Source organism: Streptomyces sp. NPDC046909, assembly GCF_040644695.1.
Taxonomy (GTDB): Bacteria; Actinomycetota; Actinomycetes; order Streptomycetales; family Streptomycetaceae; genus Streptomyces.
Genome location: NZ_JBEYXC010000003.1, coordinates 903,172 through 917,033 on the forward strand (window position 1 = coordinate 903,172; position 13,862 = coordinate 917,033).

Annotated in this window: 10 protein-coding genes, 1 tRNA gene, 1 pseudogene and 1 riboswitch; of the genes and pseudogenes, 8 read left to right on the forward strand and 4 right to left on the reverse strand. The window is 70.7% G+C overall.

The annotated features are described in order from the left end of the window. Window positions 1–16: 16 nt before the first annotated feature. Complete coding sequence (locus ABZ928_RS13035) at window positions 17–1,135, reverse strand: dihydrofolate reductase family protein (RefSeq protein WP_361517573.1); 1,119 nt, start codon at window positions 1,133–1,135, stop codon at window positions 17–19. 87 nt (window positions 1,136–1,222) lie between these two features. Between ABZ928_RS13035 and ABZ928_RS13040 the strand changes: the two genes are divergently transcribed. From ABZ928_RS13040 to ABZ928_RS13050, 3 genes are all read left to right on the forward strand, one after another. Beyond that, window positions 1,223–1,729, forward strand: a complete 507-nt coding sequence (locus ABZ928_RS13040; protein WP_361517575.1) for a MarR family transcriptional regulator — start codon at window positions 1,223–1,225, stop codon at window positions 1,727–1,729. 157 nt (window positions 1,730–1,886) lie between these two features. Next, window positions 1,887–2,528 (forward strand): GTP cyclohydrolase II, encoded by a 642-nt coding sequence (ribA, locus tag ABZ928_RS13045; RefSeq protein WP_361517577.1) that lies wholly within the window; start codon window positions 1,887–1,889, stop codon window positions 2,526–2,528. Window positions 2,529–2,729: 201 nt separating this feature from the next. Further along, window positions 2,730–5,225, forward strand: coding sequence for a spherulation-specific family 4 protein (locus ABZ928_RS13050; RefSeq protein WP_361517578.1), 2,496 nt, complete (start codon window positions 2,730–2,732; stop codon window positions 5,223–5,225). A gap of 73 nt (window positions 5,226–5,298) precedes the next feature. Here ABZ928_RS13050 and ABZ928_RS13055 read toward each other — a convergent pair whose 3' ends face one another. After that, window positions 5,299–5,949 carry a response regulator transcription factor gene (locus tag ABZ928_RS13055; protein ID WP_361517580.1) on the reverse strand — a complete coding sequence of 217 codons (651 nt, stop codon included), beginning with the start codon at window positions 5,947–5,949 and terminating at the stop codon, window positions 5,299–5,301. Next, on the reverse strand, window positions 5,937–7,091 hold the full coding sequence (locus ABZ928_RS13060) for a histidine kinase (RefSeq protein WP_361517582.1): 1,155 nt from the start codon (window positions 7,089–7,091) through the stop codon (window positions 5,937–5,939). Before ABZ928_RS13060 ends, ABZ928_RS13055 begins: the two co-directional genes overlap by 13 nt. A gap of 125 nt (window positions 7,092–7,216) precedes the next feature. On the opposite strand from ABZ928_RS13060, the gene ABZ928_RS13065 reads away from it, so the two are divergent. The 5 genes and pseudogenes from ABZ928_RS13065 to ABZ928_RS13085 all read left to right on the forward strand — a co-directional run bounded on the left by ABZ928_RS13065 (window position 7,217) and on the right by ABZ928_RS13085 (window position 12,322). Beyond that, on the forward strand, window positions 7,217–8,440 hold the full coding sequence (locus ABZ928_RS13065) for an alginate lyase family protein (RefSeq protein ID WP_361517584.1): 1,224 nt from the start codon (window positions 7,217–7,219) through the stop codon (window positions 8,438–8,440). Between the two features lie 77 nt (window positions 8,441–8,517). Further along, a tRNA-Met gene (locus ABZ928_RS13070) sits at window positions 8,518–8,591 on the forward strand. Window positions 8,592–8,710: 119 nt separating this feature from the next. Next, complete coding sequence (locus tag ABZ928_RS13075; RefSeq protein ID WP_361517585.1) at window positions 8,711–9,823, forward strand: PP2C family protein-serine/threonine phosphatase; 1,113 nt, start codon at window positions 8,711–8,713, stop codon at window positions 9,821–9,823. Window positions 9,824–10,025: 202 nt separating this feature from the next. After that, a riboswitch (cyclic di-AMP (ydaO/yuaA leader) is annotated at window positions 10,026–10,184 on the forward strand. An 11-nt stretch (window positions 10,185–10,195) separates the two neighbouring features. Further along, a complete protein-coding gene (locus ABZ928_RS13080; RefSeq protein ID WP_361517587.1) occupies window positions 10,196–11,236 on the forward strand; it encodes a M23 family metallopeptidase in 1,041 nt (346 codons plus the stop codon). Window positions 11,237–11,343: 107 nt separating this feature from the next. After that, window positions 11,344–12,322: pseudogene (locus tag ABZ928_RS13085) on the forward strand (aldo/keto reductase). A 38-nt stretch (window positions 12,323–12,360) separates the two neighbouring features. On the opposite strand, the gene ABZ928_RS13090 reads toward ABZ928_RS13085, so the two are convergent. After that, the gene (locus ABZ928_RS13090) at window positions 12,361–13,686 is read right to left on the reverse strand and encodes a PrsW family intramembrane metalloprotease (protein ID WP_361517589.1); all 1,326 of its coding nucleotides are present in this window, start codon (window positions 13,684–13,686) and stop codon (window positions 12,361–12,363) included. Between the last annotated feature and the right edge of the window lie 176 nt (window positions 13,687–13,862).

The following is a 13,862-nucleotide window of genomic DNA, read 5'->3' on the forward strand; positions in this document are numbered from 1 at the left end:
CCGTTGCGCGGGCCCCTCAGGCCGGCAGATGCAGATTCGGCGCCTTCGCCCGTTCCTCGAACTCCGGGAGGACGACGACCTCGACGCCCTGCTCCGCGAGCAGCCCGTTTCCGTCGGCCGCCGTCACGAAGGTGTCCGGTTCGCGCCAGGCGGTCACCACGCGCCGTACGCCGGCGTCGAGGATCAGCCGTGCGCAGGGCGCCGGGCGGGAGGCCCGACGGGCGCAGGGCTCCAGGCTGCTGTAGACCGTCGCCGAGGCGAGGCGGGGGTCCGTCGCGTCGATCTTCGCGAGGGCCGCCTCCTCCGCGTGGACCACCGGGTCGCCGCCCTCCCGCGAGTGGCCGCGCGCGAGTTCCGTGCCGTCGGCGGCGACCACGACCGCGCCGACGCTGAAGGCCGTCTCCGAGGGCGGGCACTGGGACGCCAGTTCGCAGGCGAGCCCCAACCAGTGGCGGTCGGCTGCCGCGCCGCCCGGCGCCGTGGGTTCGTAGCGCATGAGGACGACGTCCTCGATCTGGCGGGACTCGACGAGGCGCAGGCGGCCGGGCTGGTAGGTGCCGGGGCCGAAGAGGCGGGGGGCCGCCGGGGTGCCGACGAAGAGGGGGGCCACGACCAGCTGGAGTTCGTCGGCCAGGCCCTGCTGGAGGAGCTGGGTGTGGATCGTGCCGCCGCCCTCGACCATGAGGCGCCGCACCCCGTACGTCTCATACAGGTGGTCCAGCAGCCGGGGCCAGTCCAACTCCGCGCCCAGGGAGACCACGTCCGCCGCCAGACCCGCCGTACGGGCCCGCTCCGCGCCCTTCTCCGTCGTATAGACGACCTTGTCGCCGCCCGTGTGCCAGAACCTGGCCGCCGGGTCGAGGTCGCCCGAGCCGCTGACCGTGACCTTCAGGGGGTACTCCGGTCGGCCGGAGGCCAGTCTCGCCGCCCGGCGGTCCGGTGAGTTCACCAGCAGGCGGGGGTTGTCCGCGCGGATCGTGCCCGCGCCGATCAGGATCGCGTCCACCGAGGCCCGTACCTCGTCGACGCGGTCGAAGTCGGCCGGGCTGGAGAGGAGCAGGCGGTCGGGGCCGGTGTCGTCCAGGTAGCCGTCCAGGGAGACGGCGGCGGAGAGGAGGACGTACGGGTGGGGCATGGGTGTGGTCCTTCTCGCGCGGCGACGGGCGGGGCTCTGTGACATGCACGTCTTGGTTCAAGTTTGAAACAAACCTACACTGGCGGCATGACGACTCGCTGGCTCACGTCCAAGGAGCAACGCGCCTGGCGCGCGTACATCGCCGCGTCGCACCTTCTGGAGGACGCGATCGACCGGCAGCTCCAGCAGGACGCCGGCATGCCGCATCTCTACTACTCCATCCTCTCCACCCTCTCCGAGACACCGGACCGGCGGCTGCGGATGACCGACCTCGCCGAGGGGCTGAAGATCACCCGGCCCCGGCTGACGTACGCCGTGACCCGGCTGGAGAAGGACGGGCTGGTCGCGCGGGAGAGCTGTCGGTGGGACAAGCGCGGGAGCATCGCCGTGCTGACCGACGAGGGCATGGCGGAGGTGGAGCGGGCGGCGCCTGGGCATGTGGAGGCGGTGCGCTCCGCCCTCTTCGACCGGCTCACCGAGGAGCAGGTGGAGCAGCTGGAGGAGATCTCCAGGGCGATCGCGGACGGGCTCCAGGCAGACACGGGTGACGAGGTGCCGTGGCGTCGGCGGTCGTCGTCGCCGTCGTGTTCGTGAGCTGCGGCACAATTACGTTGCTTCAAATTTAAAGCATGGGGTATGGTCTCGTCTCGTAGATCTGATTCAAATCTGAAGCAGATGAGCGGATGAGCAGATGCCGATGGATCTCGATCCGATCTACGGACGTACGGACCCTACGGACCGGAGTACCCGCATGCCGAACATCCCCGCCGCCACCCAGCGCTCCCGCGTCCGCGTGCCCCTGCGCTTCGGGGACGGCTACAGCGTCGACGCCGAGCTCGTCACCTTCCACGGCCTGACCGACGGGCAGGAGCACCTCGCCGTCGTCCTCGGCGACCCGGCCCCCGGCGCCGTTCCCCTGGTCCGGCTCCACTCCGAGTGCCTCACCGGCGATGTCTTCGGCTCGGCCCGCTGCGACTGCGGACCGCAGCTGCGCGAGGCGGTCGAGCGGATAGCCGAGCGGGGTGGGGTGCTGCTCTATCTGCGGCAGGAGGGGCGCGGCATCGGCCTCTACAACAAGCTCGACGCGTACGCCCTCCAGGACCAGGGTCTCGACACGTACGCCGCCAACACCGCCCTCGGCCTCCCGGAAGATGACCGCGACTACACGGCCGCCGCGCAGATGCTGACGGCCCTGGGCATCGAGTCGCTGGACCTGCTCTCCAACAACCCCGACAAGGCGGGCCAGTTGCGCGACCTCGGCATCGACGTCCATGACCGCGTGCCGACCGGCGTCTTCACCACCGCCCACAACGTCCGCTACCTGCGCGCCAAGGTCCTCCAGACCCAGCACACGCTGCCGCTCGGCGAGCTGACGGAGCTCAGCGCGGGCTGACCGGGAAGGCGTTCGGGGCTCCGGGAATTCCTCGCATAAAAGCCGCCGATTGTTCGGTTGTTGCTTTTTTATTGCTCCCGCATTGTTTTCCGTCGAGTTCTTTGAAAGCTTGCCAATTTCCTTGTTCGGACTCATTCTTGAGCCGAATCTGCCCACGTCACAACGGTGTGAGGGGCGTGCTGCCGAACGAGGAAAGGCTCTATGTCGAATACCAAGCAGTCGTTGCGCCGCCTGTCCCGCTTACGGCGGAACGGCGGCGCTCGTGTCCTTCTCGTCGTTCTTTCGGTCGCCCTGACGGTGTTCGGTCTGTCGGTTCCCGCGGCCACCGCGGCGACGACCGCCACCTGTGGAATCGACGCCGACCCGGCGACCGGCTTCACGGCTGGCTCGGTCGCCGAGGGCTACGGCGTGACCTACCGCGCGGGCTGCGCGTCCGCCGCCCCCGCGGACCTCGCCGCACTGACCACCAGCGGCGACGATGTCGTCATGGCGGCCGACTTCTCCGGCCAGGACATGTCGGCGAGGCTCAAGGAGGAGGCCGACTCCTTCACCAAGGCGCACAGCGGCGGCCAGAAGCTGAGCCAGTTCCTCGACGCCAAGGCGAACGACCACTCGCTGAACCTGTACGACGGCGCCACCAGCACGGACGGTGCCTCCTTCGACGGATCCGTGTACGCCGTCGGCAACAGCCTGGTGGCCGTGGTGCCGGCCGCCCAGGTCGCCACCACGGCGTGGTACTGGCAGAAGCTCCTCGCCGGCCTGGCCGGATGGGCGGCCGGTGTCGCCGCCGGCGCCTCGTGCCTCGGGTTCTTCAACGTCGGAGCGCCGTTCGCGGCCCCGGTCTGCGGAGCGGTGCTGGGATTCGTCAACGGCCTGGTCACCGAACTGATCACGAACGTGGTCTTCGACCACCGGCCGCTCCTGAGCAACGACCAACTGGCCGAGGCGTTCACCGTCGCCCTTCTGGGCGCCGTCGTCGGCGCGGCCGGCGGCACGGTCCTCGAATGGGCCACGAAGGGCAGCCGGAGTCTCACGGCGAGTCTCCAGACCGGTCTCAGGAACATGGCGCAGAAGTTCAAGTCCTGGGCGAATCCGTTCAACTACCTGGCCGACGCCCTCGCGGGCTTCGACCCCGCCCTCACCCAGGCCATCCGCCAGCGGCTCGGCTCCGGGCCGCAGATCGCGGTCGCCTCGTACATCTACCCCACCGACAGCGCCTGGACCCGGCTGATCAACTCGCCCACCGGCAAGACCAGCGTAGTGGTGGCCAACGTGCTCAACGGACCCGGCGCCGAGAAGAACAGCGCCTGGGGCAGCGTCATCGACCAGGCCGCCGCGTCCGGAAAGAAGGTCCTCGGCTACGTCGACACCGGCTACTTCGGACTCGCCGACAACCGCGCCACCCGGCTCGGCTCGACGGCCCCCGCCGACTGGACGCAGCAGATCGAGGAGGACATCAACGCCTGGTACGACCTCTACGGCAGCTCCATGGGCGGCATCTTCTTCGACGACGGCTACAACGAGTGCGGCGCCGACAACGTCGTACCGTCCTGGTACAAGGAGATCAACGACTACGTGAAGCGCACCTATCCCGGCGCGCTGACCGTCCTCAACCCGGGCACGATCGTCCCGCAGTGCTACGACGGCACCGCCGACGTCCTGCTCACCTTCGAGGGCGACTACACCGGCTATGTCGGCACCAACTCCAACGCGGCCCTGAACTACAAGGACCTGGGCTGGACCCCGACCGCCTCGGACATCTGGCACATCGTCTACGGCACCAGCGCCGACCACATCACGGAGGTCGCCGCCAAGGCCAAGGCACGCGGCGCCGGCTACATCGAGATCACCGACGACGTCATGGCCAATCCGTACGACACGCTCCCCGCCGACAGCTACTGGAACGCCGAGCAGGACGCGGTCGCGGGCGGCACCCCCCGGGTCGCGGGCCCGAGCCCCTACGCCGGCATCACCAACACCCCGGTCGCACCGGCCAACTTGACGGTGAAGTCGTACGACTACACCTCGGCGACGCTCACCTGGGGTGCCTCCGCGGGCGCCGCCCGCTACAAGATCAGCGTCAACGGCAGGATCAGGACCCTCCCCGCCTCGATGACGACCGCGACGGTCGGCGGACTGACGCCGGGCGGCTCCAGTTACGAGATCAGGGTGATCGCCCAGACCGGTGGCGGCACCGACTCGGCGGCGAGCAACACCGTCGTCGTGAAGACCCTGTCGCTGCCCGGCGGGAAGACCGTCAGCAACGTCAAGGTCGCCGCCACGGCGACGACCGCCACGATCTCCGCGGACTTCCTGGTGCCGTACTCGTTCCGCCGCCTGTACTTCTGGACGCCCACCCTGGGCATCACCGGCTGCCAGAACGGGCCGTCCTGGACCATCAACTACCGGACGGATTCCTACGTCTGCGGCTACTACATGATCGAGGGCAGCACGCTGTACAAGTACACCGGTACGGCGAACTCCCAGTGGTCCTGGTCCCCGATGGGCAGCGTGACCGTCAGCAAGAGCGGCTACACGTACACCTGGAACGTCCCGTACGGCACCTCCGGAGGGGTGTCCGCGGACCACGTCGTGCTCCAGGCGGAGGGGTACAACCCGCTGGTGAACTACTTCACCCCGTGCAGCGAGTTCTCGCCCACGCTCGGCCCGGACGGCAACGGACGCTACTGCGCCTGACCCACCGGTGAACCCGCGACGGGCGGGGCGGCACCCGGCCGCCCCGCCCGTTCTGCTGTCCCGTCCGTCCCGGCTACTTGGGCGTGTGCGCCAGATACGCCAGCACCGCCAGCACCCGCCGGTGCCCGCTGTCGCTCGGCGGCAGGCCCAGCTTCAGGAAGACGTTGCCGATGTGCTTGTGGACGGCGCGTTCGGTGACGACCAGGGTCTTGGCGATGGTCGCGTTGTCGTGCCCCTCCGCCATGAGCCCGAGCACCTCCCGCTCGCGCGGGGTGAGCGAGTCCAGCGGGGTGTCCCTGCGCCGGGTCAGCAGCTCGGTGACCACCTCGGGGTCCAGGGCCGTACCGCCGGCCGCGACCCGCTCCAGGGCGTCCAGGAACTCGTCGACCCGGCCCACCCGGTCCTTGAGCAGATACCCGACCCCGCTGCTGCCCCCGCCCAGCAACTCGGCGGCGTACGACTCCTCGACGTACTGCGAGAGCACCAGCACCGGCAGCCCGGGGATCTCCCTGCGGGCCTCCAGCGCGGCCCTGAGCCCCTCGTCGCGGAACCCGGGCGGCATCCGCACATCGAGTACGGCGACGTCCGGCCGGTGCTCAAGCAGCGCGGGCATGATCTCGGGCCCGGTGCCGACGACGGCCACGACCTCGTGCCCCGCGGAGCTCAGCAGCAGCACCAGCCCCTCTCTGAGCAGGGCGTTGTCCTCGGCGATCACCACACGCACGGCAGCTCCACTTCGATCACGGTCGGCCCCCCGACGGGGCTGGACACCTCCACCGTCCCGTCGAGCGCGGCGACCCGGCGCCGCATGCCCAGCAGTCCGGAACCACTGGCCTCGTCGGCCCCGCCCCGCCCCTCCACATCACTGACCCGCACCCGCAGCCCGCGCTTCGTCCGCACGAGCCGGACCTCGGCCCGGGGCGAACCACTGTATTTGGCCGCGTTGGTGAGGGACTCGGCGACCACGAAGTAGGCGGCGGCCTCCACGGCGGCGGGCGCCCGTACGCCCTCGTCCATCCCGCCGTCGTCGATGACGACCTGGAGCCCGCTGCTCGCGGCCAGCGCCCGTACGGCGCCCACCAGCCCCCGGTCGGTGAGGATCGGCGGATGGATGCCGCGCACGACGTTCCGCAGCTCCGTCAGCGCCTGCTCGGCCTGGTCCTGCGCCTCGTCCAGCAGTTTGCGGGCCGCCTCGGGGTCGCGTTCGTAGGCCCGCTTGGCGAGCCCGATCCGCATCGACAGCGCGACCAGACGGGCCTGTGCGCCGTCGTGCAAGTCCCGCTCGATACGGCGGAGTTCGGCACCGTGCGCGGCGATCGCGTCGGCCCGGGTGGCGGCCAGCTCCTCGACGCGGCGGGTGAGCTGGGCCTTGGGGGAGGGCTTGAGCAGCGCCGTCGACCAGTCGGCCTCCAGATCCGCGATCCGCACGATCAGCGGCAGGACGAGGGGCTGCCGGCGCAGCAGGCCGCTCCACACGCCGTCGACGACCAGTCCGAGCGGCCACAGCGGCAGCGCGAGGAAGACGAGAGCGCCGTAGAAGTAGTAGGCGACCATCCAGCGGAAGTCGGTCAGTGTGCCGGGATCGCGGACGGCCGTCCGGAACCGCTCACGGACCGTCCCGGTGAGCGGCTGGTACGCCTCGGGGATCCGCACACCCGTCCACGCGGCCGTCAGCTGCCGCTTGGCCCCGGCGATCCGCCGGATCAGCAGCACCGTCTCGGGCAGCAGCCAGGCGCCGACCAGCACGAGCGTGCCGACGGCGGTGATCAGCAGCACACACACGAAGATCCACACGCCGAACGCCATGACGGCGGCGAGGAGGAGATGGCCGGTGGCCCTCGCGGCCCGGCGGACGGTCTTCCACATGAGGGCAATCTAGATCTCCGGCGGCCGCAGGGCGGTGGAGCGGGCTCCACTTCTCGGGTGGAGCCCGCTCCACACTCGGCGCAACAGATCCTGCGCGCCCGGCCGCCTCAGGTGACGCTGCCCCTATGAGGTCAGCCCGATACCGTGCCGCCGCCGCGCTCCTGCTCGCCCCGCTGCTCGCCACCGCCTGCGCGACCACCGACGCCGGCACCCGCACCATGGCCCGCGCCCTGCCCCCCGACGCGGAGTTCACCCACCCCGGGGTGCTCGTCAGCGGCGCCCAGCTGGACGCCGTCCGCGAGCACGTCACCGCGGGGAAGCAGCCGTGGCTGAAGGCGTACTTCGGGATGCGGGACAGCAAGTACGGGGCGTACAAGTACCAGGCCGAGCCGTACGAGAGTGTCGACTGCCCCGGCGGCGACCATGCCGACCGGCCCGCGCACGGGTGTGTCGAGGAGCGCGAGGACGCCATCGCCGCCTACACGCAGGCGCTGCTGTTCCGGATCACCGGGAAGCGGCAGCACGCCGTGAAGGCGCGGGAGATCATGGACGCCTGGTCGGCCAAGATGAAGCGGCACACCGAGGAGGACGCCGGGCTCCAGACCGGGTGGGCCGGGGCGACCTGGGCGCGGGCCGCGGAGATCGTGCGGCACAGCGAGGGCGCCGGGTGGCCGGAGGACCGGGTCGCGCGGTTCCAGACCATGCTGCGGACCGCGTATCTGCCGACCGTCACCCGCAAGGTGCCCGACTACAACGGCAACTGGGACCTCGTCATGACCGACGCGGCCATCGGCATCGCCGTCTTCCTCGACGACCACCAGGCCTTCGACCACGCCGTGGAGCGCTTCCGGGAGAGGGTGCCCGCCTACTTCTATCTGGAGAAGGACGGGCGGGTGCCGCTCACGCCCAAGGGGTCCAGCGTGAACACGCCGGACAAGCTGACGACGTACTGGTTCGGGCAGAAGACGTACAGGGACGGCCTCTCCCAGGAGACCTGCCGCAACTTCAAGCACGTCGGCTACTCCATCGCCGCCACCGCCCATATCGCCGAGACCGCCTGGCACCAGGGCGTCGACCTGTACGGCGAGATCAAGGACCGGCTGAAGGCCACCCTCGCCCTGCACTCCCGGTACCAGGCCGGGGAGGCCGCGCCCGTGTGGCTGTGCGGCGGCAAGGTGGACCGGAACATGGGCCCGGACCTGGAGGTCGCCCTCAACCACCTGGAGGACCGGCTCGACCTGTCCGTCCCGGCCGCCCGCAAACTCGCCGAGGAGACCCGTCCCGCCGGCACCGACGACCTGTTCGTCTCCTGGGAGACCCTGACTCACGCGGGCAACCCGGGCGACTGAAAAAGCCCAGGTCATCAGCGCCGCGAATAAACCGTGGTGCTGGGCGTCCCGCGAATGGCGTATGCTGGTTTCACCGACGCGGGGTGGAGCAGCTCGGTAGCTCGCTGGGCTCATAACCCAGAGGTCGCAGGTTCAAATCCTGTCCCCGCTACTCAAGGCCCAGGGCCGGAGTCCAGCAATGGATTCCGGCCCTGAGTGTTTCCCGGACGCGTCTCCCCCGGTCGGGCCACACGGCTCGCCGCCCGTCGCCGGGCCGGGAAACCTGGGGATGTGGATCAAGAAGCGGTGGGGCGGTGGCGGCTCTTCGCCGTACGTGCCCTCCCCGCGCTGCTGATCGTCGGCGGTGTCTTGTACGACGTCCTCACCCCCCGCGACTTCACCGCGATCCCCTTCTTCACCGCCGCCCCGCTGATCGCCGCGCCGCTCTACTCGCTGGCGGGCACCGTCGTCACCGGGGGCGTGGCCCTGGTCGTCGCCTTCACCGTCCATATGCGGTTCGGCTTCGAGATGGACGCGGACACGCTCACCGAGGTGCTCACCGTCGCGGTGGTCGCCGGTCTCGCCGCCGTCCTCAACCGGGTTGTGCGCCGCGGGGACCAGCGGCTCGCCTCGCAGCGCGAGATCGCCGAGGCCGCCCAGCGGGCGGTGCTGCCCGAGCCGGACGAGCGGATCGGCGGGTTCGAGATCGCGGTGCGGTACGAGGCCGCGCAGAAGGACGCCTTCATCGGCGGGGACCTGTACGCCGTGCAGGACAGCCCGTACGGGGTGCGGCTGGTGGCCGGGGACGTGCGCGGGAAGGGCATGGGGGCGGTCGCCGCGGTCGCCGTCGTCATCGGGGCGTTCCGGGAGGCCGCCGAGCAGGAGAAGACGCTGGAGGCGGTCGCGGGGCGCCTTGAGCGGGCGCTGGCGCGTGAGGGCACGCGGCGCGAGGGGCTGGACGGCTTCGAGGGGTTCACGACCGCCGTACTCGCCGAACTCCCGCACGGCGACGGGCTCGTACGGATCGTCAACCGCGGCCATCCGCCGCCGCTGCTGCTCTGTCCCGACGGGGCCGTGCGGCCGCTGCCCGCCGCCGAGCCCGCGCTGCCGCTCGGCATGGGCGAGTTGGGGAGCTGGCCCGACCGGGCGGAGGAGGCCGGCTTCCCGGGCGGGGCCACGCTGCTGCTGTACACCGACGGGCTGTCCGAGGCGCGGGACCGGCACGGGGAGTTCTACGATCCGGCGGCGCGGCTCGCGGGGCGGACCTTCCGTGCCCCGGGGGCGCTGCTGGCCACGCTCGTCGCGGAGGTCCGCCGGCACACCGGGGGCGGCGCGACGGACGACATGGCGCTGCTCGCCGTACGGCGGTCACGCGGGGTGAGCGCGCGACCGCCCTCCGCATAACAACTGACATACCGTCAATGGCTGTGAGGTTCCTGAGATTGTGGCGGCGCTGGGTCAACTCGCCCGTTTTTCGCCGCTCATGGCCCGTACGTCCAGCCGAAAATCGTTAATGATCAAGCGGAACAGCTTGGAATACCCAGGCCGGGTCTATTAACGTTCGATAACGCAGCGCGGTCGTCCCAGCCGTCACAAGAGACGGCTCCGTGCTCACGCGCTTAATCCCGCAAGGGAGCCGGGGAACCATCAACCCTGGGGTGAATCGCGCGAACGCCGCCGTGAACTCACGGCAGGTATACGCGCGTAGGAGACCTTCCTGCTCCGAACCCGTCAGCTAACCCGGTAGGCGAGAAGGAAGGAAAGGAGCACGCCCACGTGGCGTCAAACCGGCCTGCCCCCGAGGCCCCGTACGTGCCGAGCCAGCGCACCTCCACCGATGTCTTCGGCTACGGCAGCTACCACCACGACGAGGGCCCCCGCGAGGAGTGGAACCCCACCGAGGAGTCCCTCCGGCCGGCACGTGGCAAGCACCGGGTCGCCAAGCAGCGCGGCAACGGATTCGCCCGCAGCTCCACCGTCCTGGGCGTCGGTGTCATAGCCGCCGTCGGCGGGGCCGGCATGGCCAGCGCCAACACCGGCAAGCCGCCGGTCTCCATCTCGATGCCCGACCTGCCCAGCGTGGGCGGCGTCTTCGGCGGCGAGGACGAGGCCCCGCAGGGCTCCGCGACCGCGCTCAGCGACCTCGCCTCGACCGCCACGCAGGACCGGACCGAGGGCGCCTCGGACGCGGGTGAGACGCTCCGCAACCGGATCATGGCGCAGGCCGAGAGCCAGCAGACCCAGGTCGACAGCAAGGCGCAGCTCGCCACCCAGACCGCCCTCGCCGACGAGACCGCGAAGGCCGAGGCCGCCGCGCTGAAGAAGGCCGCGGACGACGCCGCCGAGGCGAAGAAGGCGGCGGAGAAGAAGGCCGCGCAGGAGGCCGAGGCCAAGCGTCTCGCCGAGCTCGCCAAGCAGTACACGCTGCCGACGTCGTCGTACACGATCACCTCGACCTTCGGTCAGGCCGGCTCGCTGTGGTCCTCCGGCTACCACACGGGTCTCGACTTCGCGGCTCCCACGGGCACGCTCATCAAGGCGATCCACAGCGGCACCATCACGGAGGCCGGCTGGGCCGGTTCCTACGGCTACCGCACGATCCTCACCCTCGACGACGGCACCCAGCTGTGGTTCTGCCACCAGTCCTCGATCAGCGTCAGCGTGGGCCAGAAGGTCAGCACGGGCGATGTGATCGGGCGCGTGGGCGCGACGGGCAACGTCACCGGTGCGCATCTGCACCTGGAGGTCCACCCGGGCGGGGCGGACACGGGGATCGACCCGATGGCCTGGCTGCAGAGCAAGGGGCTGAACCCCTGAGGCGGGCCTCCGACTGAGCACCGGCGGTTCTGACGCACACCCCCCGACGTCAGGGCCGCCGGTTATTTGTGGAATATCGGTTTCCGGTACGGGTGTTGGTCCCGTACATGACTTCTCTTCGCAAGCTGGGCACGTCCGACCTCGAGGTTTTCCCGCTCGCCCTCGGCGGCAACGTCTTCGGCTGGACCGCCGACGAGGCGCAGTCCTTCGCCGTGCTCGACGCGTACGCGGCGGCGGGCGGCAACTTCGTCGACACGGCGGACTCGTACTCGCACTGGGTGCACGGCAACACCGGTGGTGAGTCCGAGACCATCATCGGCTGGGGGTCCCCCCACGCCCTTTAGGCAGTGGGGGAGGGTCAAGGCGCGCGGCAACCGCGACGACGTCGTGATCGCGACCAAGGTGAGCCAGCACCCCGAGTTCCTGGGGCTCACGGCGGCCAACATCAAGGCGGCGGCGGACGCTTCGCTGCGGCGCCTCGGGACCGACCACATAGACCTCTACTACACGCACTTCGACAAGGTGGAGGTGCCGGTCGAGGAGATCATCGGCGCGCTCGACGAGCTGGTGAAGGCGGGCAAGGTGCGGCACATCGCCGTGTCCAACATCTCCGCCGAGCGGCTCGAAGCCTCCCTCGCCTTCTCCGAGCGGGAGGGGCTCGCCCGGTACGTGGCGCTCCAGCCGCACTACAACCTGGTCTCGCGCGACACGTACGAGGGTGAGCTCCAGGACCTGGCCGAGCGGACGGGCCTGGCCGCCGTCCCCTACTTCGCCCTCGCCTCCGGATTCCTCACGGGCAAGTACCGCGACGGCGAGGTGGTCGAGGGGGCGCGTGCCGCCGCGGGCGCCGGCAAGCACCTGGAGACCGAGCGCGGCCGCAAGGTCCTCGCCGCCCTCGACGACATCGCCGAGTCCCACCGGGTGCCGGTCGCCACGGTCGCCCTCGCCTGGCTGGCCGCCCAGCCGACGATCGCCGCCCCGATCGCGTCCGCCCGGACCGTGGAACAGCTGCCGGCCCTGGTGCGGGTGGCGGAGCTGACGCTGACGGAGGACGAGGTGGAGAGGCTGACGGAGGCGTCGGCGTAGGGGGCGGTGTAGGGGGCCGGCGCAGGGGGCTTCGGGCCTCAGGTCCGGTACGGGTTGTACCCGGGGTACTGCACCGCCGGGTACTGCGTCGCCGGATACCCGTGCATCGGCCAGTGCGTCGGCGGGATCATCACCGGGACCGGCGGGGCCGTCATCCGGGCCGCGTGGTCCAGGGCGGGGCGCGCCAGCTCGCGGCGTGCCCACAGCTCGCCCAGCAACTCCCTTTCCCGTACGACGAAGTCGGCGCCGGCACGGCCGCGGCGCCCCCGGTGCCGTAGGAACGCCAGAGACGTCGCGTACGCCTCGTACTGGGCGACCGCCCGCGCGGCCGGCCTCCCGGCGTGGTGGCGGGCGTACTGGCGGGCGATGCGGCGGGCCCGCATCGAGCCGAGGGCGAAGGGTTCGACGGGGGTGAGCCAGCCGGCGACGGCGTAGGCGGGGAGTTCCTCGCGGACGGTGCGCAGTTCGCGCTGCCGGGTCCAGATGACGAGCCAGGTCAGCAGGCCGAACGCGGGGAGCATGAAGACCGCGTACACGGCGAAGAAGCCGTACTCGCCGAAGGTGGACGAGCCGTTCCAGATGGCGTGCATGCCCATCGCGAGCAGCAGGCCGGACAGGGGCAGGAGCACGCGCCGTACGTGGTGCCGGTCCGCCGACAGGGCGGCGATGCCGAAGCCGATGCCGGTGAGGACGGTGAACAGGGGGTGCGCGAACGGGGACATGATGACGCGCACGAAGAAGGTCGCGGCGGTGACGGACGCGATGCCGCGGTCGCCGGTGAGCTGGTCGGTGCCGAAGGCGGTGCCGAGGTAGAGGATGTTCTCGGTGAAGGCGAAGCCGGTGGCGGTGACCCCGGCTATCACCACGCCGTCGACGATCCCGGTGAAGTCCCGTCTGCGGAACAGGAAGACGAGCAGGACGGCGGCGGCCTTCGCGGACTCCTCGACGACCGGGGCTATCACGGTCGCGCCGAGGGTGTCGGCGCTGGACGGGTCCGCGGTCGCCGTCGCTATCCATCTCGTCGCGAAGCTGTTGGCGACGATCGCTATCAGCGCCGCCGCGCAGGCGCCCCAGGCGAACGCGAAGAGCAGATTGCGCCAGGGGCCCGGTTCGACGCGGTCGAGCCAGCGGAACGCGGCTATCAGCAGCGGCACCGGCAGGATCGCGAGGCCGAGCCCGACCAGGAAGCCCTCGGTGCCGGTCTGTTCGCGGACCAGGGCGAGGATGACGAGCCCGGAGAGCGCGAGCAGGGTGATCAGGGCGCCGTATCGCACCCACTTGCGCTGCCACCAGTGCGCGTGCCGGAGCGCGCCCGCGCCGGGGGGACCGGTGGGGTGCGTCGGGTACGGGGGAAAGGTGGCCACGGCAATGACCCTAACGAGTCAGGGGCGCCGCCCGCAGCGGGGCGAGGTGGTCTCGGGCGCCGGTGGGGGATGGTCGGTGGGGGGGGGGTGCCTCTATGTCCTTCGTCAAGCTGAGCTGGTCATGCGGCGGCCAGCTCGGGGTCTCGTGGTTCGTAGAAGGTGCCGTCGCGGAGCAT